This is a genomic window from Flavobacterium sp., from assembly GCF_040402955.1.
In the GTDB taxonomy this organism is placed as follows: Bacteria; Bacteroidota; Bacteroidia; order Flavobacteriales; family Flavobacteriaceae; genus Flavobacterium.
The window spans coordinates 96,565-122,974 of the sequence record NZ_JBBALQ010000004.1 but is presented as its reverse complement, the minus strand read 5'-3'; the positions used below and the strand labels follow the sequence as shown (position 1 = coordinate 122,974).

Here is a 26,410-nt window from a genome sequence, read left to right as displayed (position 1 = left end):
GTGATGCTATAAAATAAACACAAAATTTGGTACGTTTTAATGTAAAAACTAACTTTTTAAGTATTTAAAAATGTTAGTTACAAATTTACTAATAAATACACATTTTTTTATATTTTTATATCATAAATAAATACTAAAATGAACCCAACAATTCAAACGTATCAATCGGAAGATTGTCCAGCTATACTTGAAATTATTAATGATCAAATTTTGACTGGTACCGCTTTATACGATTATGAACAGAGAACTTTAACACAACAATTAGCCATTTTTGACGATAAATTGCAAAAAGGGTTTCCAATTATTGTTGTAAAAGTAGCTGATGAGATTGTTGGATTTGGCTATTATAGTGAATTTCGATTTAGAGAGGCGTATAAATTCACAGTGGAACATTCGGTGTATGCCAAGAAAAAAAATATCGGAAAAGGAATAGGAAAATTATTACTTACTGAATTAATAAAATTGGCAAAAAAGCAAAATCTACATACGATGATTGGCGTTATTGATTCGGAAAATGAAAGTAGTATTGCTTTTCACGAAAAATTTGGATTTGAAAAAGCAGGCTTCATTAAAGAATCTGGTTTTAAATTTGACCGCTGGTTGCATTCTGTTTTTATGCAGAAGATACTTTAAAAAAAAGTGTTCAGTGTTCAGTTTGCAGTGATTAGTTACTGCCTACTAAAAACTGAACACTGAATACTAAGTTTATTTTCCTTCAATCCAATTGGTAATTGAAGTATCATTTGGTAAAACTCTTGGCGACATAACCGCTGCTAAATGTCCTTTTTCATCAATTAAATATTTTTGAAAATTCCATTCTACTTCGCTGTCTTTTAACCCGTTTTTACTTTTTTGAGTTAAAAACTGATACAAAACGTGCATATTGCTACCTTTAACGGAAATTTTTTCCATCATAGGAAAAGTTACGCCGTAATTCTTTTTACAAAAGGCACCAATTTCAGCATTTGTACCTGGTTCTTGTGCACCAAAATTGTTTGCTGGAAAACCTACAATTACAAAATTACTGTCTTTGTATTTTTCATAAACCGCTTGTAATTGCTCATATTGAGGTGTTAATCCACATTCAGAAGCCGTATTTACAATTAAGATTTTTTTGCCTTTTAAAGCAGCAAAATCAAATTCGTTTCCTGATAAATCTTTTACTTTAAAAGTATAAATTGAACCTTGTTCCATTGTGTTTGTTTTTGGAGTTTTTACTGAACCATTTTCGTTTGTGTTTTCAACGAAATGTTCCCAGTTTTCTGATTTTTTTTCTTCCGATTTGGTATTACAAGCCAATAAAATTAATACTACGCCAGTAAACGTGTGAAATAGTTTCATAAACAATTTATTTAAAATCAAATATATGAAATGTTTTAGAAAACAAAAGTTAATGTTGGGTTAAAAGTGTCAATAATAAATATAAAGTAAAATCTTTTTGTCAGATTTATCCAAAATATTTTGAATTCGCAAATAAAACTTATTGTTTAGCATCGGACAACCCCAACTTAGTACAATTGGAGATTTTTGTTCATTATAAGGCATTTTTTTGTGAGAATGTAAAACAATATTTCTTGCAAAAGCATAGCTGTTAGAAGTGTCTAAACCATACATTTTATATGCTTTACCAAACGTTCCATTGTATGAATTTCCTATATAATATTTACCTAAAGAAGTCATCAACGAACCATCCATATTACTAAATTTTAATTCATCTGTTTTTGTTTTCGAACCTGAACCATGAACAACTAAACCAAAATCTGTGACTGTATTTTTCTTTATATCAAAAACAAAAAAGCGATATTTATTAGATGGAATTTTCATATCTAAAAGAAAAATTACATCCTTATTATATTTAGTATTCTTTTTTAGAAATGTTTTTATTTCATTAGCTTTATTGAAAGTTCTTTCTGAAATATTTACTAATTTTTTAGTATCTTTTATATTAGTAGTATGATAGAAATTACACAAATATACGAATCCTAAAATAGTTAAAACTAAAATTATTTTATTCTTCATATCTTAATATTATATAAATAATTATTTTTTCTTCTTATACAATTTCTTATACTGAATATATGCAATTGTAGAAATTACCAAAACAATTACTAATGCATATAAATAATACACCACATTTTGCGATTCTCCAGAAGCATACGAATGCTTGCCGCTTAAGTGGAAATTCACTCCAAAATACGTCATTAAAATACTTGCAAAGGCTAAAACCGACATAAAGTTATAGGCAAATAAACCTCGTAAAGCAGGCACAAAACGAGCATGAATTACAAATGCATACACCATAATACTAATTAAAGCCCAAGTTTCTTTTGGATCCCAACCCCAATAACGTCCCCAGCTTTCATTCGCCCATTGTCCGCCAAGGAAATTTCCGATAGTTAACATAACTAGACCTACAGTTAAAGCTAATTCATTGATATAGGTAATTTCTTTAATGTTCAATTCCATTTTGGCTTTGTTATTGCTATTGGTGAAAATCATTAAAAATAAAGCTACCAATCCCAAAATCATAGCTAAAGTAAACGGGCCATAACTCGCTACGATTACAGCTACGTGAATCATTAACCAATATGAATTTAAAACCGGTTGTAAATTGGCAATACTTGGATCCATCCAATTCCAATGCGCCACCATTAATATCATAGCGGTTACAAAGGCAGTTGATGCAATAGTAAGTTCTGATTTTCTTCCGAAAGCTACACCAAAAAACATTGTTGCCCAAGCTACATAAATCATACTTTCATACGCGTCAGACCAAGGTGCGTGACCAGAAATATACCAACGAACAACTAATCCAGCTAAATGTAGAAAAAATAGTAAAACAATAGTTCCTTGGAAAAATTTTACCACATAATTTACCCATTTCTTCTTATTAAAAATTTGAACAATTACAAATACAAACATCAAAACACCAGCATACATGTACCACGAGAATAATTTCTTGAAAATATCGTATTTGTTGTACTGAACTTCTGCCTCTAATTTATCATCCGAAAGCATGACTTTTCCACCAAATTTCTTTTGGTAATCAGATAATCCTTTTAATAAACTTTCTGCACTTTTATAGTCTTTAGATTGTGAGGCTTTTGCCGCTTCACTAAAATAAAAAGGAATGATGTTTTTTATGACATCTAAATTGGTTTTCGTTGGATGTTGCAATTCTAAAAATGAAGCCCATTTATTATTTGAATCATTTGGAAGTGGGAAAAATCGTAAAATTTGACCACTAATTGCTGAATACAACAAATTTACTTTTTTATCAGCCTCCAAAAAATCTTTTTGAAATTGATTGGGAACTGCTTCTTTATAAGCTTCATCCGTTTGTTTTTGCAATTTATAATTTCCGAAATCATCGAAAAAACTAATTAATGGAGCATATTTTGCTTCTGCATCAATACCAATAATTTTACGAATGCTGTCGTTTCCTGTTTTCAAGTAAACTATTGGAATTTGATACCAGAACTCAGGAAACTGATTCATAGAAATCAAAACCTGATCTGAAGTAAATCCTTCAAACGTATCATTTTTAGAAACTTTTCTTAATAATTCAGACGAAAATGTGTTTACAGGTTTCATTCTTCCACTCACATCTTGAATCACAAGGCGCCCAAATTTTTCTGCATGTTCGGCAGAAACCATGTACTTTTTTATTTCTTTTAAAGATTCTGCAGCTGTTGGCATTTTGGGCTTTTGTGCCGAAGTTTCATTTTGGTGTGGGTCGGTTCCGTGATTATGTCCTTCGTGATTAGTGGGATTATCTTGGGCAAAACCAAATAATCCAAAAAAGAATAAAACAGCTACTAAAGAGGCTTTTTTAGCACGAATTTTTTCTAACTTTATTCTCAAATCATTAAATCGTGTGTTTCTATCAAATAAAATGGCCAACATTGCGAAGTATAATAAAAAATATCCGATGTAAGTGATCCAAGTTCCCCAGAAATCATGGTTTACAGAAAGTACGGTTCCTTTTTCGTCTTCATCAAAGCTAGCTTGAAAGAAACGAAATTCTCTATAGTCTAAAATATGATTCATAAAAACACTATCCGTAAATGTTTTTGATTTTTCTTTATCTTGAATTTCGATTTTACTTTTAAAAGCTGAATAACTTTTTTCGGTTCCAGGATATTTTTCGGCTACGAAATCATTCAATTTAATTGAAAAAGGAAGTGTATGCACTTTACTTCCATACATTAATGTGAAATCTAATTTTCCAATTTTAAAACTTTTTGGTTCACCTTGTTTTCCTTTTGAACCCATTAGTGTAACAACTTCTTCTTTGTTTTGAGAAGTGACTTTAACAATAATGGCATCATCCGTTTTTTTGTCTTTATAGTCGTTATTAGATGCTAAAACAACCTGCCCTTTTTGAGCCAATTCTGGAAACACAAACTGACTTCCACCAGCATTATATAATGAACGGAACATCAACTCGCTTGTCTTGTCTTTTGCAATTGTGCCTTGCATTTTATCTGCCATTCGCATAAAATTGCCATCAAAAGGCGTTTGAATTGTATAATTTTCGGCAGCTTTTGTAATGTTAATGGCACCTTGTGTAAATTTATTGAATGCAAAAAGTACATTACTAATATTTTTTACTTCGCCTTCAACAAGAAAATGCTCTTTTCTAGTTCCGGCAATGGCTTCAACTAATTTTATGTATAACTTTCCTTTGGAATCGGGTTTAAATGTCTGAACGGCATTCATAATAAATTCTTGCAATTCAATTTTATATGGAATATCTGAAAATGTATTAGAAATTTGAAATGAGTTATCAGCAGCTTGTGAAAGTAATAACTGATTTTCCATCGTTTTTCGTTTCATTTCACCCATATATTCACCATCTACAAAAGTGGTTAAATAGGGCATGTCTGAATAAACCGTATTAGAAGCAGCCCCTTCACGAATGGGCATCATTCCTTCATAACTAATGTATCTGGTAACAAAAGCACCCACAATTATAAAAATCCAAGACAAATGCATAATTAAAGTAGCCCATTTTTCTTTTTTATACAATTGGTAGCGTTTAATATTTCCGAAAAAATTAATTACAAAAAACACCATAATGGCCTCAAACCACCAGGCGTTATAAATCCAAATCCTGGCAGTTTCTGTGTTATAGGCGTCTTCAATAAATGTTCCTGCTACCATTGCTGCGGCAAAACCAATAAACAAAAGTGCCATTAGGCGTGTAGAATATAGTGCGGAAAGTAATTTTTGTAACATAAAATGTAGTCTTTATATAAGTGGTGCAAATGTACAGAATAAGAAAATAAACTGGTGCTATTTTAACAAAATTTAATACCTGTTTTTAGATTACTATTTAATACAACATTTTTAGTTGTTTGATATCAAATAATTGTAACGAGTCGTCTTCCAATTCTAATTGCAACAAACCGTTTGGTAAAACTTGTTTGATACTTCCCATAAATTTAACTTTATCAGCATTTTCAAAAGCCATTGGGGCATCTTTTTTAAATAAATTTTCGTGGTACAAATTCCAAAAATAGGCAGCACCTTCATTTTTATATAAATTCAGGTTACTTTGAAATTGGTTTAAAAAAAGCAACAAAATCTCATCTTTATTAAATTCTTGATTTGTACAATTTTTTAAAGACGTGGCTTGCGGTAAATTGATAAAATGTTCTTGATTCACATTTATACCAATCCCAACAATAGAAAGTATCTCCGAACCACTTTTAAACTGATTTTCAATTAAAATACCACAAATTTTCTTTTTATCTGCCAAAATGTCGTTTGCCCATTTGATAGCTAAATATGAAATTTTCAGCTGAATAAACGTCTGTAAAAGACTGACAGCTACTATAATATTTAAATTAAACACTTCCTCCACATTTAACAACACATCTTTTACCAAAACGCTGAATGTTAAGTTTTTACCTTCTTCCGCTTCCCAATTTGCAGCACGTTGTCCTCTCCCATTCGTTTGGTTTTCAGCTACTACAACAGTGAAATTAGCAACCGTTTGTTTGGCTGACAATTCTTTTAAGTAAGTGTTTGTAGAATCAATGGCATTGAGTTTGATAATATGCATAGAAGAAATTTAATGATTACTTAATTTAAGTTACAAAAATAAAGACAAAAAATGATACCTTTGCATAAAACGAACAAATAATAGATGACGAAAAATATTAGCACTGATGATTTACTAGCAAGTATCATCAAAGGAATTGAAGATGTAAAAGGATTAGATATTGATATTCTTGATTTAAGAGAAATTGAAAATAGCGTTTGTGATTATTTTGTCATTTGCAATGGAAATTCGAATACACAGGTAAATGCAATTGTAAGTTCTGTACAAAAAGGAGTATCTAAAGAATTAAAAGACAAACCTTGGCATATTGAAGGAACAGATGTTGGCGAGTGGGTATTGATGGACTATGTAAGTGTAGTTGTTCATGTTTTTCAAAAACACATTAGAGAATATTATAACATTGAAAGTCTTTGGGGTGATGCTAAAATTACGTCAATTGCAAATAAATTTTAAACCCAATTATGTCAGAAAACGAAAACAAAAACAAACCTATTATAAAGGTAGTGAAACTTGGCCCTTGGTTTTTTCCAATTTTAGCCATTTCTGTGATATTGCTAATTAATTTTTTTAATGGTGGTTTCGATATGAATTATCCGAAATCGACCTCTATTTCTTCTTTTTATGATTTATTGAACAAAAATCAAATTGAAAAAGTAGATATCTTAACTAGCACATCTGGTAATACGGCTGAAGTTACCTTAAAAAAAGCGGCATACGTTGCCTCTAAAGATGAAGAATTAAAAAAAGTAACCAAAGAAAAAGGCCCGCATTATTTAGTTAAAGACGTAGGAAGTTTGGAACTTTTTCAAAACGAATTAAAAGAAGCGAAAAAAAGTAAGTTAATTTCTGCTTATGATATTCAACCAACAGGCAATTGGGGTGATTGGATAGGTTTGTTATTACCAACCTTAATTTTCATCGGGTTTTTCTATTTTATTTCTAAAAGAATGGCTGGTGGACCAGGTGGTGGTGGACAAATATTTAGCATTGGAAAATCTAAAGCTAAATTATTTGATGAAAAAAATGATGTAAAAGTTACTTTTGAAAACGTAGCAGGTTTAGAGGGTGCAAAAGAAGAAATTCAAGAAATTGTAGAATTCCTTAAAACACCTGAAAAATTCACAAGTATTGGTGGTAAAATTCCAAAAGGTGCCTTATTAGTAGGGCCTCCAGGAACAGGAAAAACCTTACTTGCCAAAGCCGTAGCAGGTGAAGCTAATGTACCTTTCTTCTCTTTATCAGGATCTGATTTTGTAGAAATGTTTGTAGGTGTTGGTGCGTCTCGTGTTAGAGATTTATTTAAACAAGCCAAAGAAAAAGCACCTGCTATTATTTTTATTGATGAAATTGATGCAGTAGGAAGAGCCCGTGGTAAAAACAATATGTCTGGCGGTAACGACGAAAGAGAAAATACGCTAAATCAATTATTAACTGAAATGGACGGATTCGGAACCAATTCTAATGTAATTGTATTAGCAGCCACAAACAGAGCCGATGTTTTAGACAAAGCTTTAATGCGTGCAGGACGTTTTGATAGACAAATTTATGTAGATTTACCAGATATTAGAGAACGTAAGGAAATATTTGAGGTGCATTTAAAACCAATTACAAAAGCAGAAACTTTAGATACTGAATTTTTAGCGAAACAAACTCCTGGATTTTCTGGTGCTGATATTGCTAATGTTTGTAATGAAGCCGCTTTAGTTGCAGCAAGAAAAAACAAAAAAGCAGTTGACAAACAAGACTTTTTAGACGCAGTTGACAGAATTGTAGGCGGTTTAGAAAAGAAAAATAAAATTATTACCAAAGAAGAAAAACACGCAATTGCCATTCATGAAGCGGGTCATGCTACCGTAAGTTGGATGTTACAACACGCGGCGCCTTTAGTAAAAGTAACTATCGTACCTCGTGGGCAAAGTTTGGGTGCCGCATGGTATTTACCCGAAGAAAGACAAATCGTTAGAACAGAACAAATGTTAGACGAAATGTGTGCTACAATGGGTGGAAGAGCTGCTGAGAAAGTTGTTTTCGATAAAATTTCAACCGGTGCACTTTCAGATTTAGAAAAAGTAACAAAACAAGCTCGTGCTATGGTTACCATTTATGGTCTGAATGATAAAATTGGAAATATTACGTATTACGATTCATCAGGACAATCAGATTATAATTTTTCGAAACCTTATTCAGATGATACAGCAAAAGTAATTGATGCTGAGATTTCAGGTTTAATAGAAGAACAATATCAAAGAGCCATTTCTATTTTAACTGAAAACAGAATAAAACTTGAGGCTTTGGCAGCTGTTTTAATTGACAAAGAAGTTATTTTTAAAGACGATTTAGAAACTATTTTTGGCAAGAGACCTTATGATATTGAAGAAGAAAAACCTGAAACAATGTCAGAAATAATTGCAGAAACAGATTCAGAAATTGCAACTGAATAAGTTATTAACAAAATATTGTAAAAAAATCTTAATTTGAAAGTGATTTTAAGTTAAGATTTTTTTATATTTGACGTTTAAGGATTGTTACAGATACAAAATGAATATTTTCAAAAAGATATTTGGCAAACAAGACGAAGCTGTTAATCAGGAAAAAAACTTCGAAACTAGCCAATATGCACCGGACATAAATACGCCTGTTGATGAATTGTTCACCATTAATTTTAAAAATAATGGCGGAAAATTTATTTACTGTTCGAATATGGAAGAAGCCCATGAAAACTTTGAAAATATTTTAGAAGAAAATGATTGGTTTGAAAATGAGGTACAATGTTTTGATTCGAGACTTTATAATTTTCTTGATGAAAACCGACTTGAGTATAAAAATGCTGCAAATCCGTCTTTCTTTTTTACTGCTTGCGAAAACTTAATTGCTGATGAAGGGTCTATTTTATTTTCATCCAAACAATTAAAACAATTTAAAATAGACGAATTACCTACCAATATTATCGTATATGCTTCAACCAGCCAACTGCTAATGACAAAAGGCGATGGATTAAGAAATATCAAAACAAAATACGACAAAGAATACCCTACAAATATTACTGCTATTAAGTATTTTGAAAAAACAAAAGAAGAAGATTTTCTTCATTATGGAAGTTGCCATAAAAACTTATACTTAATTCTACTAGAAGATTTATAAAATGACTGAAAATGTAACAAGAGCTATTAGTGGTGCTATTTATATTGCATTACTTGTTTTCTGTACGTTATTTTCTCCAATAACATTTCATATATTATTCACAGTTTTTATGTGTTTAAGCATTTATGAATTTTCAAAAATGACCAATTATAAATATTATTTTTTATTTGCCATTGGTGGTATTTTAATTTCTATACTTTTCTCATTAAGTCAGTTACCACCATTAAATTTATTTTATATTTCAATTGGTTGTGTAGGATTTAATATTTTATTATTGATAAATTTATTTAAAAATATATCATTTCATAAATACCACAAAACTTATAGTCATTTTTTCCTATACATTACATTGCCTTTTATTCTGTTACTTTCCTTGCCAAATTTTATAAATCCTGCAAAATATGAAATTGTTTTAGCTATGTTTATTATGATTTGGTGTAATGACACTTTTGCTTATTTAGTAGGAAAATCAATTGGAAAACATAAATTACTTGAACGAGTTTCTCCAAAAAAAACAATTGAAGGTTTTATTGGCGGAGTTGTTTTTACTATATTAGCTTCTATACTAATTAGTCAATTTTATACTTTTTTTAGTGTAGCTTTGTGGATTATCACCGCATTAATTATTTCAATATTTGGCACACTTGGCGATTTAGTTGAATCTAAATTTAAAAGAGAAGCAGGTGTAAAAGATAGTGGTAATATTATGCCTGGTCATGGAGGTATTTTAGACCGATTAGATAGTGCTATTTTTGTTATTCCTTTTTTATATATTTTATATTTAATTCATTTTTATTATGCTTAAGTTTCATCCAGAAGGCGCCAAGATTATATTAATTTCAACTTTAATTACCGCTTTAGGTATTTTTGGTATAGACCATTTATTTCACGAAAATAACATTATAATTTGCAAAATTTTACAAGTAGTCCTTTTGGGATTTTTAGTACTAATTCTTCAGTTTTTTAGGAACCCAACTCGAATTGCTGCTATTAGTGATAATCATGTATTGGCACCCGTTGATGGAAAAGTTGTAGTAATTGAAGAAGTATACGAATCTGAATATTTTAAAGACAAAAGATTAATGGTTTCTATTTTCATGTCACCAATTAATGTACATGTAACTCGATATGCTTTAAATGGGATTGTAAAATACAGCAAATACCATCCAGGAAAATTTTTAGTAGCATGGCATCCAAAAGCTAGCGAAGAAAACGAACGTACCACAATTGTTATTGAAAATAATGTATATGGCGATATTATGTACCGTCAAATTGCAGGTGCATTAGCGAAAAGAATTGTAAATTATGCCGAAGTTGGTATGACCGTAATTCAAGGTGAAGATGCTGGTTTTATTAAATTCGGATCTAGAGTAGATTTATATTTTCCGATTGGAACGCCTATCAATGTTAAATTAGGTGACAAAGCTATTGGAAACAAAACTATAATTTCGAAAAAATAAATGAGTGAATTATCTTTAGATGAAAGATTCAAGGAAGCAATTCAAAACGCCAATGAAAAAATTCCTAAAACTTCTGTACCTCAAGACGTGCAATTAGTGCTTTATGCCTATTACAAACAAGCGCTTTCCGAGAACATAAGCTATAGTCATCACGGCTATGAATCGGACGAAGTTATTACCGCTTTTAAACAAAACGCCTGGATGCAAGTGAGGCATTTAACTGCCAACGAAGCCAAAGAAAAATATATTGAAATAATAAATCAAATGCTAAAAGATAGACAGTAATGTGTATCTTTTTTTTATTTTTGTAAAACCTAAAAATCCTTAAAAATGAAAAATAAAATCCTTGTATTATTACTAATTTCCATTTTAAGTACTAGTTGTAAAAAAGAAAAAGAACTTATAGAAGTTACCATTCCTGAACCAGAAAAAGTTGAAAAAACCACTTTAGGAAATCCAAATGATGTGCAAGCTGAAGATGAAGAAGGTGCTTTTCAAATGAATGGCCTACCCTATTCGTATAATAGTTTAGAACCCTTTATTGATGCTGCTACAATGGAGTTACATTATTCGAAACATCATTTGGCATATTGTAACAAACTGAATGCCGCTATAAAAGAAACTGATTTGTCATCTAAATCTATAGAAGAAATTCTAAAAAAATTAGATACAAGTAAATCAGACGTTAGAAATAATGCAGGAGGCTATTACAATCACAATTTATTTTTTGAAATATTAAGTATTAACAATGGCGATGCAACTGACGAAGTTTTAGAAGCCATAAACAAAGATTTTGGATCCTTTGAATCGTTTAAAAATGAATTTTCAGAAAGTGCCACAAAATTATTTGGCTCGGGATGGGTTTGGCTTATAAAAGATAATTCAGGGAAATTAGTCATCACAACAACAGCTAATCAAGACAATCCTTTAATGCCAAATGCAGAAAAAAAAGGCACACCTGTTTTAGCTCTTGATGTATGGGAACACGCCTATTATATTAAATATCAAAACAAAAGAAAAGACTATGTTAATGCGTTCTTTAATGTTATTAACTGGAAAAAAGTAAATGAAAAATTCAAAGAATCCGCAAGTATAACAGAATAAAAAAAGAGAAACGTTTCAATAATTGAGGCGTTTCTCTTTTAAAAAATAGAAGTTAAATTAATTATCTCAGTTGAAAACTACTTTTTGAAACCAATTCTCCTTTTTTATCAAATACATTAACAAAATAAGTACCTGATGTAATATTTTTTACTGATAAATCTTCTTGAACTTGTACAGTTTTGTTTTCATATTTAATAGTTTTCTGAAAACTATATGGTAAATAAGTAGCACCAAAAGTTTCGGTTTTCTTTTCGCCTAAAACATTGTTTTTACTATCTATAACTTGAATGTAATACGTTCTATCACCTGTTTTTGCTACCTGATTTTCGGCAATCGTGAAACCGATTTTTATAACATCAGCTCTACTAGCCTTATCCGTATTAATCTGTTTTCCAGAACCTTTTTGCTTTACTGCTAAAGTAGTTAAATTTAAAACCGATAATCGTTGTGCTTTTTCAACTGTTTTTGATAAATTTTCGTTTTTAGTAACTAATGTATCATTTGCCGATTTTGCATTTGTTAAAACTACATTTGTACTATCTAAGTTTTTAGTTAATTTAGAATTATTTTCTTTCAATACATTGTTTTCGGCAATTAAATTATCCATTTCGCGTTTTAGTTTTACGTATTGCGTTTTATATTTAGACAATTCAGCTACACTTCCGTCAGATTTTTTAATTTTCTCTAACAATTCCATGATCTTAGCTTGTTCTTCTTCCAATTCTCCTTTCAAAGCAGTATTATCAGCAATTGCTATATCATACTCCGCTATTTTTGATTCCAATTCTGCTTGAAATTTTTCTTTCTCCGTTAGCGTTTTAGATAAACTTGAATCTACCGCATCTTTATCTTGTTGTAACTTATATACATAAGCCAAAATTCCCATTAACAATAAGACTAAGATTAATACAACAACTTTTAACCCTGAATTTCTAGAATTTGATTGATTTAACTCCATTTTTAATTTGATTTTATTTAAATTTCACACAAAAATAAAATTTTATTTATTTATATTACTATATAACGTAATGTATCTTTAAAATATTATATTTGAAAACACTTTTAAAACAAAAAATGGATAAATTAAACGTATTCAGTTCTAGAGATATAGCTAAAATCACACAACATCGAAGTGGCGAAATTAAGTTTGGCGAAAAAATTCTTACGGTTCCGATTGAAGAAAATTGGATTGAATTTATAACGCTTTCCGAAGCAAAATTTGTTTTGATCGGACTACCCGAAGACATTGGAATTAAAGCTAATTTGGGCAGAACGGGTGCTGCTTCTGCTTTTGATAGCACCCTAAAAAGCTTAGTAAATTTTCAACACAATAAATTTTGTAAAGGCAGTGAATTAATTGTGTTAGGTGAAATAAATTTTTCCGAAGAAATGAAGATTTCTAAAACTTTGGATACTCAAAACAAAGTAGACCGAAAAAAATTATTTCAATTGGTAGAAAATATAGATAAAGATGTTTCATTTGTAATAAGCACCATAATAAAAGCTAATAAAATACCAATAATTATAGGAGGCGGTCATAACAATGCCTATGGGAATATAAAAGGTTTAGCATTAGCAAAAGGAATGCCGGTAAATGCTGTAAATTATGATGCTCACACCGATTTTAGAATTATGGAAGGTAGACATAGCGGAAATGGTTTTACGTATGCGTTCGAGGAAGGATTCTTAAAAAAATATTTTATATTCGGTTTACACGAAAATTTCGTATCAAAAAGTGTATTCGACACCTTAAAAACCATTGAAGAACGTGTAAAATATGTAACATATGAAGAAATAGCGGTGCGAAAAACAAAAAGTTTTACTACAGAAATCACCCAAGCGATAAAATTCATTTGTAATACGCCATTCGGAATTGAACTTGATTTAGACGCGCTTCCCAACATTCATAGCAGTGCCATGACGCTTAGCGGTTTTAGCGTTGAAAAAGCAAGACATTTTATTCATTTAGCTGGAAAAGAAGAACATGCCAGTTATTTACACATTTGTGAAGGGGCGCCTGACTTAGATTTATCGAACAATAATCATTTAACAGGAAAATTAATTGCAACATTAATTTTAGATTTTATAAAAAGTAAAAAAACAGAGGAAAACTAAAAAAAGTTTACAAAATAAAAAAACTTTATTTTTTTTTGAAAAAAAGTATTGGATTTCGAGATTGAAGTTTTAAATTTGTGAAATCATGAAAAGAATTATGTTATAATGAGTGAATTGTCTAAAATTATTGATTCCTTAGAAGTAAAATTCTTTAAATTATCTAAAAAAATAGAAAATTTAGAGCATTTAAACGAAAGTTTATCTAATGAATTGAAAAATTTAAAACAAACCACTCAACAAGAAAATGAGCATATCACTTCGTTAAATAACGAATTGGAAAGCTTAAAAATAACAAATTCTCTTCTGGGCAGTGAAGAATACAAGAAAGAAACAAAACTGAAAATAAATTCGTTGATTAGAGAAATCGACTATTGTATAGCACAACTTTCTGAATAATTATGACAGAAAAGTTAAAAATAAAAATTTCAATTGCAGACCGAGTATACCCATTAACAGTGGAAACTACTCAGGAGGAAGGTCTACGAACCGCATCAAAAAAAATTGATGCCACAATTAAAAAATTTGAAGCTAACTATGCAGTAAGAGATAAACAAGATGTGTTGGCCATGTGTGCCTTACAATTTGCTTCTCAAATAGAACAAACCCAAATAGATACTTCCACAGACACTGTTGAAGCATTTGAGAGACTTAAAAAACTCGACGAAAAAATAGAAAGTTTACTTTCAAAATAAGAAAAAACGTTCATACAATAACACTAAAGTACTGCCCACATTAGTAAATATTTGATAAACTCTAGACTAACTATTAAATGAGTGAATTTGCGATACTAAAGCACGTTCCGATTCATCGGAAATCCTTGAACATCGTTTTAGCTCAAATCCTGTCTGAATCGAGTTTATTCAAACACCTAATGTGGGCTTTTTTATTAAACAAAACCTAATTATGGAATTATCAAGTGTACTAATTGGAATCGTCGGATTGGCTGTAGGATTTGCAATTGCTAAATTTTTTGAAAAAAGCAATGTCTCAAATCTTATTAAAAACGCTCAAAAAGAAGCCGGTTCAATTTTAAGAGATGCGAAAGCAGAAGCCGAAACTGAAAAAAGAAATAAGCTACTGCAAGCGAAAGAAAGATTTTTAGAATTAAAAACGGAACACGAAAACGAAATTTTGTCAAAAGACAAAAAAATGGCAGAAGCCGAAAAAAGAACCAGAGATAAAGAATCGCAAGTTTCTAGTGAATTAGCAAAAGCTAAGAAAATCAATGACGACGCTGAAGCTAAAATTACAGAATACACCAACAAAATTGAAAACTTAGAGAAAAAATCACTAGAAGTTGACAAATTACACAAGAGTCAGATTGAACAATTAGAAGTTATTTCTGGTTTATCTGCAGATGATGCAAGGAATCAATTGGTTGAAAGTTTAAAAGCAGAAGCCAAAACCAATGCCATGGCACACATTCAAGAAACCATTGAAGAAGCCAAAATGCAAGCACAACAAGAAGCTAAGAAAATCATTATCAGCACCATTCAGCGTGTAGGTACAGAAGAAGCTGTTGAAAATTGTGTGTCTGTTTTCAATATTGAATCGGATGATGTAAAAGGTAGAATTATTGGTAGAGAAGGAAGAAATATTAGAGCCATTGAAGCTGCAACAGGCGTTGAAATCATTGTTGATGACACACCAGAAGCTATTATTTTATCTTGTTTTGACCCTGTAAGAAGAGAAATTGCTCGTTTGGCACTTCATAAATTAGTAACTGATGGCCGAATTCACCCGGCTCGTATTGAAGAAGTAGTTGAAAAAACGAAAAAACAAATTGAAGAAGAAATTATTGAAGTCGGAAAACGTACCGTTATCGATTTAGGAATTCACGGATTACACCCAGAATTGATAAAAATTGTAGGTAGAATGAAATACCGTTCTTCATACGGACAAAACTTATTGCAACACTCCAGAGAAGTTTCTAAATTATGTGGTTTAATGGCTGCAGAATTAGGACTAAACGTAAAATTAGCCAAAAGAGCTGGTTTGTTACACGATATTGGGAAAGTTCCAGACACAGAAACCGAATTGCCACACGCCATCTTAGGAATGCAATGGGCAGAGAAATATGGTGAAAAAGAAGAAGTATGTAACGCAATTGGCGCCCACCACGATGAAATTGAAATGAAATATTTAATTTCTCCAATTATTCAAGTGTGTGATGCGATTTCTGGAGCCAGACCAGGCGCACGTCGTCAAGTATTGGATTCTTATATTCAGCGTTTAAAAGACCTTGAAGAAGTAGCTTACAGTTTCCCTGGTGTTAAAAATGCTTATGCTATTCAGGCAGGTAGAGAATTACGTGTTTTAGTTGAAAGTGAGAAAGTTTCTGACGATTTAGCTGCTACATTATCATTTGAAATTTCACATAAAATTCAAACAGAAATGACATATCCAGGTCAAGTTAAAGTAACTGTAATTAGAGAAACTAGAGCCGTAAATATTGCGAAGTAATTTCTAAATTAGTATAAATTTAAAAGCCCAATTTCATATAGAAATTGGGCTTTTTATTTATAGATATTTTTATATAATAATTATTAAATAAAGTATCAAAATGTTATCCAATTTAAAACTTATTTCTTTCCAGCTGGTTTTTTCGACTTCCCATTAATTACTTTAATAGCAACATACATAAACAAAATAAAAGAAAGCAATCGTAACGACATAAAAACACTTTCACTTTGCATAAATCCTAAAAATTTTAAATCAAAAGGAAACGCTAAAACAGCAGAAATTAAAGCAATAAATAACAACTTTGAATTGGTCATATTTTTAAAAAAATTCATCATAATGTAAAAAATTAATTAAAGAAAGAATCCACAAACTCTGTTTTATTAAACACTTGTAAATCTTCAATTCCTTCACCTACTCCAATATATTTAACTGGAATTTGAAATTGATCTGAAATACCTATTACTACGCCACCTTTTGCAGTACCGTCTAATTTGGTTACCGCTAAACAAGACACTTCAGTGGCAGCTGTAAATTGTTTGGCTTGTTCAAAAGCGTTTTGTCCAGTGGAACCATCAAGTACCAACATAACATCATTTGGTGTATTTGGAACTACTTTTTGCATTACATTTTTTACTTTGGTCAATTCGTTCATTAAACCTACTTTATTATGTAAACGTCCAGCAGTATCAATAATAACCACATCAGCGTTTTGTGCTACTGCAGATTGTAACGTATCAAAAGCAACAGAAGCTGGATCAGAACCCATTTGCTGTCTTACCATTGGCACATCGACTCTATCTGCCCAAATTTGCAATTGATCGATAGCAGCCGCTCTAAATGTGTCGGCAGCTCCTAAAACAACTTTAAATCCTGCTTTTTTAAATTGGTATGCTAATTTTCCTATGGTAGTTGTTTTTCCAACACCATTTACACCAACAACCATAATTACATAAGGTTTAACATCTTTTGGAATGGTGAATTCGGATTCGTTTCCAGAATTGGTTTCAGATAATAACGAACCAATTTCTTCTCTCAATATAATATTTAATTCCTCTGTGCCTAAATATTTATCTTGTGAGACTCTTTTTTCAATGCGTTGTATAATTTTTAAAGTAGTATTTACTCCCACGTCCGAGGAAATAAGTACTTCTTCTAAATTGTCTAAAACCTCATCATCTACTTTAGATTTTCCGGCAACGGCTTTTGTTAATTTAGAAAAGAAAGTAGTTTTTGTTTTCTCTAATCCTTTGTCTAATTGATGCTTTTCCTGTTCCGTAATTACAGGCTCGCTTTTGTTAGATGAAAATATTTTTTTAAAAAAACTCATTGAATTTGGGATATAATGATATGATTTTCATTATTGTTGGAACAAAAATAAAATAAAAAAAGCTACTTTCAAATGAAAATAGCTTTTTTAATATCTAAAATTTTAGATTATTTCTTTTTTAAGAACTCATCTACTTCTTCAGGAGTCATTACTGATTCTACAAAAGTATAAGCACCAGTTTTAGGAGACTTCACCATTTTAATGGCTTTAGTCAATCTTTTAGAAGATGTTTGTAAAGTTGCTACGGTTTTCTTTGCCATGACTTAGTATGTTTTATTTGAAACTTAAATTAAGCTTCTAATTATTTAATTTCTTTGTGAACAGTTACTCTTTTCAAGATAGGATTGAATTTTTTGATTTCCATTCTATCTGGTGTGTTTTTTTTGTTTTTAGTAGTGATGTAACGAGAAGTTCCTGGTTGACCAGATTCTTTATGTTCAGTGCACTCTAAAATTACTTGGATTCTATTACCTTTCTTTGCCATTTTGATATATTTTTAAATGATTAAACAGATTTTACAAATCCATCAGCTTTAGCTTTTTTCAAAACTGCGGCAATACCATTTTTGTTAATTGTTTTTAATGCTGCTGTAGATATTTTTAGGCTTACCCATCTATCTTCTTCTGCAATGTAAAAACGTTTTTTTACTAAGTTAACTGAGAATTTTCTCTTAGTTTTATTCATCGCGTGAGAAACGTTGTTTCCAACCATTGCTCTTTTTCCTGTTAGTTCACAAACTCTTGACATTATTCTAAACTTTTATATCGTTATTCTAAATAAGGGTGCAAAGAAAAGAATTTTTACTTTACTATGCAACTATTTTTAATTAGTTTTTTGAAATTTCTTTGTATAGCCATTCTAATGCTTTGTAAACTGCCCTATCTGTAACCTTTTCGCGCGGTTGTCCAAAATTAAATTCTTCTACAAAAACTTCATTTGGCGTAGCTATTGCTATACAAACAATACCAATTTCGGCTTCGCTATTTCCTTTTGTAGGGCCTGCATTTCCAGTTGTAGCAATGGCGTAATCTGTATTAAAAATTGTTTGACAATTAATGGCCATTTCTTTTGCCACTTCTTTACTTACAACAGAAAATTGACTAATGGTGTCAGAATTTACTTTTAACACATCTATTTTAATTTGATTAGAATAGGCCACTATACCGCCTTTAAAACAAGCGGAAGCGCCAGGGACAGATGAAATTAGTTGTGCGATTTTTCCTCCTGTGCAACTTTCGGCAGTTGCCAAAGTAAGGTGTTTTTCGGATAAGGCTCTTGTTAAAACCACTTCTATGGTTTCCTCCTCATCGTAGCCAACAATAATATCACCAATTAAAGGTTTTAATTTTTCGATTTCATTTAAAACAGAATCTTTTAATATTGCTTCGTCTATACCCCGAGCCGTTAATCGTAATCTAACTTTTCCTGGACTTGGTAAATACGCTAATTTGATAAAACTTGGCAAATTAGTTTCCCAATCTTCAATTTGTTCTGCAATTAAACTCTCTCCTCGACCATAAGTCATAAGTGTTTTATGAACAATATAAGGACGCTCAAATTTTTCTACCAAATACGGAATCACTTCATTATCAATTAAATACTTCATTTCATAGGGAACGCCAGGCAAAGAAATAAACACAGTGTTTTGATGTTCCATAAGCATTCCTGGAGCAGTTCCCATTTTATTAAAAAGTACTTTTGATTTAGAAGGAACAAATGCTTGGTCTATATTTAATTGGGTAATGGGTTTTTTATGAATGCCTTCAATAATGCTTTTCACTTGGTCAAAAACAGCATCGTTTTTTACTAAAACATCATCAAAATACTCACAAAATGTTTTTTTAGTAATATCATCTTTTGTTGGACCTAAACCGCCTGTAATCAGAACAACATCAAAATTATTTTGAACTTCTCGTAACGTTTTTACTATATGGTTTTTATCATCAGAAATTGAAAGCATTTCATAAGTTACAATTCCGATTTTATCTAATGCTTTTGCAATGTAAGACGAATTTGTATCTATAATTTGACCTATCAATATTTCATCTCCTATTGTAATAATTGCTGCTTTCATATATTTTGTTGTTTTATTTCGGGTTGTATATTATGAAGATTTTGCTTCAATAAATTAATTAGATTTAGCTGTAAAAATAGAAAACCACACTAGAAGTATGGTTAAACATGTATTAAAAATATCTTTTATAACTTAAAATCATTTTTTATTTCATCGGCAGCAGCAACTATTCTTGCTTTAAGCGTTCTAAACACTTCTTTAATTTCTTTTCGCTTGCCTTTTTCTTGAGTCCAATCCATAATGAACACCACATCTTCGTATGCCATATCCATTCCTAATAAATCTAATGTTGGTTTGATTTTGTGTGCCGATGCATAGGTTTTCTCATAATCTTTTAGTTCAATTGCATTTTTCATTTCCTGAATTTCGAAAGGCACTTCTTCTAAAAACAAAGAAGCAATTTGAAGCGCAAATTCGTTATCATTTTCAGAAATTTCATATACTTTAGATAAATTATACTGTAAAGCCATTATTTTACTTGTATTTTAAACATTTGCTTGCCTTCTAAAAAACCTTCTAACACATCATTTTCTTTCACAGCTGCTACTCCTTTTGGAGTTCCTGTAAAAATGATGTCTCCTTTTTTTAATGTAAAAAACTGCGAAACATAAGAAACAATCTCATCAATATTCCACAACATCATTGAAGTAGTTCCTTGCTGAACGATTTCATTATTTTTTCTTAATTCAAAGTTAATATTTTTTAGAGAAGGAAAATGTATTTTCGGTAAAAAGTCACCAATAATCGCTGAATGGTCAAATGCCTTCGCTTTTTCCCAAGGTAACCCTTTTTCTTTTAGTGTAATTTGCACATCTCGAGCTGTAAAATCAATTCCTAAACCAATTTCATCGTAATATTTATGAGCAAATTTTGGACTAATATATTTCCCTACTTTACAAATTTTCACCAAAACTTCCACTTCGTGATGCACATCATTACTAAATTCTGGTATTACGAATGGTGTTTTTTTAGGCAAAATAGCCGTATCTGGCTTCATAAAGATAACCGGCTCAGATGGGCGTTCGTTTTGTAATTCTGAAATATGATCAGCATAATTTCTTCCGATGCAAATGATTTTCATATGTATAATTTATCTCTGTTTTTAGTTTGCTTCGAGAGCCTCAGCTAACCCTTAACTTAGAAAACTTGAGCTAAATGGTGACTGAGGTTCTCGAAGTCACTATTTTGTATTTAATCTTCTTAATTTCAAACCTGTTAACACTTTTTTTGTATATAGCGGAAAATCGGCGTTTTGAATCCAACCGAAATAACCTGGATCTTTATCAAATACTTCGTCTACTAAAACATTTTTATATTTTCCAAAGCTAAACATTTCTTGTCCTTTATCATTCATCACAATCATACCTGCAAAATCTACAGATTTTTTACGCGTGGTAAATTCAGATAATGCTTTCATATCATTTTGTAAATCAGGATATCTTTCCAATTGTCCCAATAAAATTTCATAAGTAGCCATAGTATCTGCTTCGGCTGTATGTGCGTTTTCTAATGTTTTCCCACAATAGAATTTTAAGGCTGCAGATAATGTGCGTTCTTCTTTTTTATGAAAAATAGTTTGAACATCTACTGAAACGCGATTTTTCATATCAAAATCAACTCCTGCACGAAGCATTTCCTCCGCCAATAAAGGAATATCAAATCTATCAGAATTATATCCTGCCAAATCTGAATCTTTTATCATAGTATAAATTTGGGAAGACAATTCTGAAAAAGTAGGTTCATTTGCTACTTTCTCGTTTGTAATACCATGTACTGCTGTAGTTTGCGGCGGAATTGGAATTGTTGGATTAACCAACCAAGTTTTACTTTCTTTATTTCCGTTTGGAAACGCCTTGAATATTGATATTTCAACGATTCTATCTTTTCCAACGTCTACTCCTGTGGTTTCTAAATCAAAGAAACAGATTGGTCTTGTAAGTTTAAGTTCCATTTTTATATTTTAAAGTACAAAGTTAAAAAAACCCAATAGTAAATGAACTATTGGGTGAATTATTATTTATTTATTTTTTCTTAAAAATCTCTATTTATATCAAATGCTTCAAGATACTCAGCCACGCGTTTTACGAAACTTCCACCCAAAGCACCATCTACAACTCTATGGTCATAAGAATGTGATAAAAACATTTTCTGACGTATTCCGATGAAGTCGCCTTCAGGAGTTTCAATAACTGCTGGTACTTTTCTAATGGCACCTAAAGCTAAAATACCAACTTGTGGTTGATTAATAATTGGTGTTCCAAAAACAGAACCAAATGTTCCTACATTAGTTACTGTATAAGTTCCACCTTGTGTGTCGTCTGGTTTTAATTTTCCTGCTTTCGCACGACCTCCTAAATCGTTTACTGCTTTTGCCATACCAACTAAATTTAATTGGTCTGCATTTTTAATTACAGGTACAATTAAGTTTCCATTTGGTAAAGCCGCTGCCATTCCTAAATTGATGTTTTTACGTTTAATAATAAAATCGCCATCAACAGAAATATTCATTCCTGGAAAATCTTTTAAGGCTTTTGCTACCGCTTCCATCATGATTGGTGTAAACGTAAGTTTTTCTCCTTCGCGTTTTTCAAAAGCTGTTTTTACTTTATCTCTCCATTTTACAATATTAGTAACATCCACTTCAATAAACGACTGCACGTGTGCTGAAGTTTGAATCGAAGCTACCATATAACCCGAAATTAACTTACGCATTCTGTCCATTTCCACAATTTCGTCTCCACCATTTACTGAAACAGGTGCAGAGTTTTGGGTTTTAGGTTGTTGGGTTGAAGTTGCAGGCGCAACAACATTTGAACTCGTGACTTGCGACTTGCGAGTTTCTATATATTTTAAAATATCTTCTTTATTTACACGACCATCTTTACCTGAACCAGTAATAGATTCCAATTCAGTTAACGAAATGCCTTCTGTTTTTGCCATATTTTTTACTAATGGCGAAAAGAATTTATCTGAACCTGAAAAATCTGCAGGAAAACTTGCTTCAATAGCTGCTTCAACTGTTTTGGCAACTTCTACTGCTGCAACTGGAGCTTCCAATTTCACTTCAGGAGTTGCAGCAATAGCTCCACCTTCTGTTTCAATAATAGCTATGGTTTGCCCTACTTGAACAACATCATCAACTTGAAACAAAATTTCAACTAAAGTACCAGAAACTTCAGAAGGCACTTCACTATCTACTTTGTCTGTAGCAATTTCTAAAACTGCTTCATCCATATCGATAGTTTCACCCACTTTTTTTAACCAATTTGTAATGGTTGCTTCTGCTACACTCTCTCCCATTTTTGGGAGTTTCAATTCAAATCTTGCCATATTATTATTGTAATGTTGAGTTCTTTAATTATTACTGCAAAATTAATAAATATTTTGATGTTTTATCACGAAAAAATCAAAAAATCAAAAAATCAGCACTTCACCTCTATCGGTTGAATTATTACTACCGATTAAGTAATTTGATTGCGAAATATAGTTCTTAAAAGTAATATTTTTCGATTTATGCTTTTCCATAAAATAAATTATTTCAGCAAAAGAAAACGAATTGGTGTCAAATATCAACTCGAAGTTTACATTTTTAGTGTTTTTAAATTGTTCAAAATCAGTTAAATATTCAATTGGTTTATTTAAATTCAATTGAATATTTTCTTTAGAAAATACAATGTATTTATCAATTTCTCTTACCCATTTTTTTGGCTTTTTTTGTTTGAAAACCGCAAATAAAAAGCTCCCAATTTGTATAAAATTATCAAAGAAAAAGGACTTTTTAAAATGCTTTTTATAAAAAAACTGCATCGCTTCACGGAAACGTTCTAAATATTTTTCGTCTCTAACTGTACTTTCTCCTTTATAATGTATTACTGATGTTTCGTGAAAATAAAAATTATCTTTTCCTAACTTCTGAATCATGTAGCTCAAATCGATATCATCTGAATACATAAAGCAATTTTCATCAAATCCACCTACTTTTATGTACAAATCGCGTTTCATCATCATAAAAGCACCGACTAAAACATCCACTTTTCCTGATTGATTTTCAGACAAATGCTGTGCATAATACTTTCCAAAAAAATTAGAGATTTTATATAAACCAAAAATTTTAGTAATTGCCACATAAGGTGTTGGAAGACCGCGCTTACTTTCTGGAAGAAAATTTCCGGTGCCGTCTATCAACTTACATCCAATAATTCCAGCTGACAGCTGACAGCTTTTAGCTAACAGCTTTTTAAACGTATCATCAGCAACAACCGTATCTGGATTTAAAATACAAATATATTCGCCTTTTGCTTGATCAACAGCTATATTATTCCCTTTTGGGAAGCCTAAATTTTCTTTATTTTCAATAAGCGTAATTTGTGGAAACTGTTGTTTCATCATCAAACAACTGTCATCCGATGAATTATTATCTACCACAATAATTTCAGCATCAATGTTTTCCAGTGCTTTTTGAACACTACGCACACATTGCTCTAAAAAATAGCGCACATTATAATTAAGGATGATTACGGATAGTTGCATTTTGTTTTAATGTGTCAATTTTCAATTAGTCAATGTGCCAATTGGTTGATAGGTCAAAGTTGCAATTTTTATTTATGAAATGCAAAAATCTAAATTTTAAATCTCAAATAATAAGTCTACTTTTGCAAAACAATTGGCGTTTTGCCACATTGTCTAATTGACAAATTAAAAAATGAATTACCTTTCAGTAGAAAATATATCAAAATCATACGGCGAACGGGTCCTTTTTAAAGACATTTCTTTCGGAATTAATAAAGACCAAAAAATTGCTTTTATCGCCAAAAACGGTTCGGGTAAAACCACTATTATGAACATTATTAATGGTTTTGATGAACCTGACACGGGTCAAGTAGTGATAAGAAAAGGAATAAAAATGGCTTTTTTGAGTCAGAATTTTAATTTGCAAGATGAATTAACTATTGAAGAAAGCATTTTCGCATCGGATAATGAGGTTTTACAGGTAATTAGAAACTACGAAAGCGCCTTAGAAAATCCGGAAGACGAAGAAAAATACCAGAAAGCATTTGACGATATGGATCGATTTAATGCTTGGGATTTTGAAACACAATACAAACAAATTTTGTCAAAATTAAAACTTGACGATTTAAAATTAAAAGTAAAAAAACTATCGGGTGGTCAAAAAAAGCGTTTGTCGTTAGCGATAATCTTAATTAATCGACCTGATTTATTAATTTTAGACGAGCCAACCAATCATTTGGATTTAGAGATGATTGAATGGTTAGAAGATTATTTTGCCAAAGAAAATATTACTTTATTTATGGTGACGCACGACCGTTTCTTTTTAGAACGAGTTTGTAACGAAATTATTGAATTAGATAACGGAAAACTGTATCAATACAAAGGAAATTACTCTTATTATTTAGAGAAAAAAGAAGAACGTCAAATTTCTGAAAACTCGAGTATTGATAAAGCACAAAACCTTTTTATTAAGGAATTGGCTTGGATGCGTCGTCAACCAAAAGCAAGAACTACCAAATCGAAATCGCGTCAAGATGATTTTTATGTAATTAAAGAAAAAGCAGAAAGTCGTCGTAAAGAAAATGTGGTAGAGCTTGAAATTAATATGGAGCGAATGGGAAGCAAAATTATCGAAATGGTAAAATTGAATAAAAATTTCCCTGACAGAACCATTTTAAAAGATTTTACCTACGCGTTTCAACGTGGTGAACGTATTGGAATTATTGGTAAAAACGGAACAGGAAAATCGACTTTCTTAAACATTTTAACCAAAACTATGGAACCCGATTCTGGGAAAGTAATTATTGGTGATACAATTAAAATTGGGTATTACACACAAAGTGGCATCAACCCAAAACCTGGACAAAAAGTTATCGATATTATTAAAGAATACGGAGAATACATTCCGCTTACGAAAGGGAAAATCATTTCCGCTTCGCAATTATTAGAGCGTTTCTTATTTGATGCGAAAAAGCAATATGATTTCGTAGAAAAATTGAGTGGTGGCGAACTAAAACGTTTGTATTTATGTACCGTTTTAATTCAGAATCCGAATTTTTTAATTTTAGATGAACCAACGAATGATTTAGATATTGTTACCCTAAATGTATTAGAAAGTTTCTTGCTAGATTTTCCTGGCTGTTTGTTAGTGGTAAGTCACGACAGGTATTTTATGGATAAAATTGTGGATCATTTGTTTGTATTTAGAGGTCAAGGTGAAATTGAAGATTTTCCTGGAAATTACTCTGATTTTAGAAGTTATGAAGATTCCGTAGAGCCAAAAGTTTTAAATAGCGTAAGCACTGACAAAGGAAGTTGGAAACAAAATCAACCAGCCAAAGCAGGATTAAACTTCAACGAGCAAAAGGAATTTAATAAAATTGAAAAAGACATTAAAGATTTAGAATATCAAAAAAAGCAAATTGAGCAAGAATTTTCGGACGGAAAAGTAGCTGATGACAAAATTGAAGCTAAAGCGAATGAATTACAAAAAATAATTCAAACTTTAGAAGAAAAAGAAGCACGTTGGTTTGAATTAAGTTCTAAAATAGAATAATAATTATTACACAGAGATTCGCAAAGAAATTACAAAGTTTCGCAAAGCTTTATTTTCTTTGTGAAACTTTGTGAAAACTCTGTGAAACTCT

General features: G+C 31.0%; 29 protein-coding genes. 13 read left to right on the top strand and 16 right to left on the bottom strand.

The window, feature by feature from the left end:
• The first annotated feature begins 138 nt into the window (after positions 1-138).
• On the top strand, positions 139-633 hold the full coding sequence (locus tag ABWP78_RS03835; RefSeq protein WP_353169255.1) for a GNAT family N-acetyltransferase: 495 nt from the start codon (positions 139-141) through the stop codon (positions 631-633).
• Between the two features lie 72 nt (positions 634-705).
• Here ABWP78_RS03835 and ABWP78_RS03830 read toward each other — a convergent pair whose 3' ends face one another.
• From ABWP78_RS03830 to ABWP78_RS03815, 4 genes are all read right to left on the bottom strand, one after another.
• The gene (locus ABWP78_RS03830) at positions 706-1,341 is read right to left on the bottom strand and encodes a glutathione peroxidase (protein ID WP_353169253.1); all 636 of its coding nucleotides are present in this window, start codon (positions 1,339-1,341) and stop codon (positions 706-708) included.
• A gap of 69 nt (positions 1,342-1,410) precedes the next feature.
• Positions 1,411-2,019: a murein L,D-transpeptidase catalytic domain-containing protein gene (locus tag ABWP78_RS03825; protein WP_353169251.1), complete on the bottom strand. Its 609-nt coding sequence runs from the start codon at positions 2,017-2,019 to the stop codon at positions 1,411-1,413.
• A 21-nt stretch (positions 2,020-2,040) separates the two neighbouring features.
• A complete protein-coding gene (locus ABWP78_RS03820) occupies positions 2,041-5,241 on the bottom strand; it encodes a cytochrome c biogenesis protein (RefSeq protein WP_353169249.1) in 3,201 nt (1,066 codons plus the stop codon).
• 97 nt (positions 5,242-5,338) lie between these two features.
• A complete protein-coding gene (locus ABWP78_RS03815) occupies positions 5,339-6,070 on the bottom strand; it encodes a biotin--[acetyl-CoA-carboxylase] ligase (protein WP_353169247.1) in 732 nt (243 codons plus the stop codon).
• An 84-nt stretch (positions 6,071-6,154) separates the two neighbouring features.
• Here ABWP78_RS03815 and rsfS point away from each other — a divergent pair, with 84 nt between their 5' ends.
• The 7 genes from rsfS to ABWP78_RS03780 all read left to right on the top strand — a co-directional run bounded on the left by rsfS (position 6,155) and on the right by ABWP78_RS03780 (position 11,775).
• Complete coding sequence (gene rsfS, locus ABWP78_RS03810; RefSeq protein ID WP_353169244.1) at positions 6,155-6,523, top strand: ribosome silencing factor; 369 nt, start codon at positions 6,155-6,157, stop codon at positions 6,521-6,523.
• Positions 6,524-6,531: 8 nt separating this feature from the next.
• A complete protein-coding gene (gene ftsH, locus ABWP78_RS03805) occupies positions 6,532-8,511 on the top strand; it encodes an ATP-dependent zinc metalloprotease FtsH (RefSeq protein WP_353169241.1) in 1,980 nt (659 codons plus the stop codon).
• Between the two features lie 97 nt (positions 8,512-8,608).
• Positions 8,609-9,211 (top strand): LUD domain-containing protein, encoded by a 603-nt coding sequence (locus tag ABWP78_RS03800; RefSeq protein ID WP_353169238.1) that lies wholly within the window; start codon positions 8,609-8,611, stop codon positions 9,209-9,211.
• Between the two features lies 1 nt (position 9,212).
• Positions 9,213-10,016: a phosphatidate cytidylyltransferase gene (locus ABWP78_RS03795; RefSeq protein WP_353169237.1), complete on the top strand. Its 804-nt coding sequence runs from the start codon at positions 9,213-9,215 to the stop codon at positions 10,014-10,016.
• Positions 10,009-10,671, top strand: a complete 663-nt coding sequence (locus ABWP78_RS03790) for a phosphatidylserine decarboxylase family protein (protein WP_353169235.1) — start codon at positions 10,009-10,011, stop codon at positions 10,669-10,671. Before ABWP78_RS03795 ends, ABWP78_RS03790 begins: the two co-directional genes overlap by 8 nt.
• Entirely contained in the window at positions 10,672-10,956 is a 285-nt protein-coding gene (locus ABWP78_RS03785) for an acyl-CoA-binding protein (RefSeq protein WP_353169233.1), read from the top strand.
• 45 nt (positions 10,957-11,001) lie between these two features.
• Positions 11,002-11,775 (top strand): superoxide dismutase, encoded by a 774-nt coding sequence (locus ABWP78_RS03780; protein WP_353169230.1) that lies wholly within the window; start codon positions 11,002-11,004, stop codon positions 11,773-11,775.
• 61 nt (positions 11,776-11,836) lie between these two features.
• Here the strand turns inward: ABWP78_RS03780 and ABWP78_RS03775 are convergent, their stop codons facing one another.
• A complete protein-coding gene (locus ABWP78_RS03775) occupies positions 11,837-12,733 on the bottom strand; it encodes a DUF8428 domain-containing protein (RefSeq protein WP_353169228.1) in 897 nt (298 codons plus the stop codon).
• A 116-nt stretch (positions 12,734-12,849) separates the two neighbouring features.
• Between ABWP78_RS03775 and ABWP78_RS03770 the strand changes: the two genes are divergently transcribed.
• The 4 genes from ABWP78_RS03770 (at position 12,850) to rny (ending at position 16,353) form a co-directional block, all read left to right on the top strand.
• On the top strand, positions 12,850-13,890 hold the full coding sequence (locus tag ABWP78_RS03770; protein WP_353169226.1) for a formimidoylglutamase: 1,041 nt from the start codon (positions 12,850-12,852) through the stop codon (positions 13,888-13,890).
• Positions 13,891-13,995: 105 nt separating this feature from the next.
• Entirely contained in the window at positions 13,996-14,286 is a 291-nt protein-coding gene (locus tag ABWP78_RS03765; RefSeq protein WP_353169225.1) for a hypothetical protein, read from the top strand.
• Positions 14,287-14,288: 2 nt separating this feature from the next.
• Positions 14,289-14,582, top strand: coding sequence for a cell division protein ZapA (locus tag ABWP78_RS03760; protein WP_353169223.1), 294 nt, complete (start codon positions 14,289-14,291; stop codon positions 14,580-14,582).
• Between the two features lie 211 nt (positions 14,583-14,793).
• On the top strand, positions 14,794-16,353 hold the full coding sequence (gene rny, locus ABWP78_RS03755; protein WP_353169221.1) for a ribonuclease Y: 1,560 nt from the start codon (positions 14,794-14,796) through the stop codon (positions 16,351-16,353).
• A 119-nt stretch (positions 16,354-16,472) separates the two neighbouring features.
• Here rny and ABWP78_RS03750 read toward each other — a convergent pair whose 3' ends face one another.
• The 11 genes from ABWP78_RS03750 to ABWP78_RS03700 form a co-directional block, all read right to left on the bottom strand.
• Complete coding sequence (locus ABWP78_RS03750; RefSeq protein ID WP_353169218.1) at positions 16,473-16,688, bottom strand: hypothetical protein; 216 nt, start codon at positions 16,686-16,688, stop codon at positions 16,473-16,475.
• Between the two features lie 11 nt (positions 16,689-16,699).
• Entirely contained in the window at positions 16,700-17,680 is a 981-nt protein-coding gene (gene ftsY / locus ABWP78_RS03745; protein WP_353169216.1) for a signal recognition particle-docking protein FtsY, read from the bottom strand.
• Positions 17,681-17,787: 107 nt separating this feature from the next.
• Complete coding sequence (locus ABWP78_RS03740) at positions 17,788-17,940, bottom strand: DUF4295 domain-containing protein (RefSeq protein ID WP_291241091.1); 153 nt, start codon at positions 17,938-17,940, stop codon at positions 17,788-17,790.
• Between the two features lie 41 nt (positions 17,941-17,981).
• Positions 17,982-18,164, bottom strand: coding sequence for a 50S ribosomal protein L33 (gene rpmG, locus ABWP78_RS03735; protein WP_091308983.1), 183 nt, complete (start codon positions 18,162-18,164; stop codon positions 17,982-17,984).
• 20 nt (positions 18,165-18,184) lie between these two features.
• Positions 18,185-18,427, bottom strand: a complete 243-nt coding sequence (rpmB, locus tag ABWP78_RS03730) for a 50S ribosomal protein L28 (RefSeq protein WP_166076029.1) — start codon at positions 18,425-18,427, stop codon at positions 18,185-18,187.
• Between the two features lie 79 nt (positions 18,428-18,506).
• The gene (locus ABWP78_RS03725) at positions 18,507-19,754 is read right to left on the bottom strand and encodes a CinA family nicotinamide mononucleotide deamidase-related protein (RefSeq protein ID WP_353169215.1); all 1,248 of its coding nucleotides are present in this window, start codon (positions 19,752-19,754) and stop codon (positions 18,507-18,509) included.
• A gap of 125 nt (positions 19,755-19,879) precedes the next feature.
• The gene (locus ABWP78_RS03720) at positions 19,880-20,224 is read right to left on the bottom strand and encodes a histidine kinase (protein WP_353169212.1); all 345 of its coding nucleotides are present in this window, start codon (positions 20,222-20,224) and stop codon (positions 19,880-19,882) included.
• The gene (locus ABWP78_RS03715; protein WP_353169211.1) at positions 20,224-20,835 is read right to left on the bottom strand and encodes a fumarylacetoacetate hydrolase family protein; all 612 of its coding nucleotides are present in this window, start codon (positions 20,833-20,835) and stop codon (positions 20,224-20,226) included. The genes ABWP78_RS03720 and ABWP78_RS03715 overlap by 1 nt, the downstream gene beginning before the upstream one ends.
• A 99-nt stretch (positions 20,836-20,934) precedes the next feature.
• On the bottom strand, positions 20,935-21,705 hold the full coding sequence (locus ABWP78_RS03710) for an exonuclease domain-containing protein (RefSeq protein WP_353169208.1): 771 nt from the start codon (positions 21,703-21,705) through the stop codon (positions 20,935-20,937).
• 80 nt (positions 21,706-21,785) lie between these two features.
• Entirely contained in the window at positions 21,786-23,084 is a 1,299-nt protein-coding gene (locus ABWP78_RS03705; RefSeq protein WP_353169206.1) for a dihydrolipoamide acetyltransferase family protein, read from the bottom strand.
• Between the two features lie 84 nt (positions 23,085-23,168).
• Positions 23,169-24,284: a glycosyltransferase family 2 protein gene (locus tag ABWP78_RS03700; RefSeq protein WP_353169204.1), complete on the bottom strand. Its 1,116-nt coding sequence runs from the start codon at positions 24,282-24,284 to the stop codon at positions 23,169-23,171.
• 172 nt (positions 24,285-24,456) lie between these two features.
• Here ABWP78_RS03700 and ABWP78_RS03695 point away from each other — a divergent pair, with 172 nt between their 5' ends.
• On the top strand, positions 24,457-26,319 hold the full coding sequence (locus ABWP78_RS03695; protein WP_353169202.1) for an ABC-F family ATP-binding cassette domain-containing protein: 1,863 nt from the start codon (positions 24,457-24,459) through the stop codon (positions 26,317-26,319).
• The last annotated feature ends 91 nt before the right edge of the window (positions 26,320-26,410 follow it).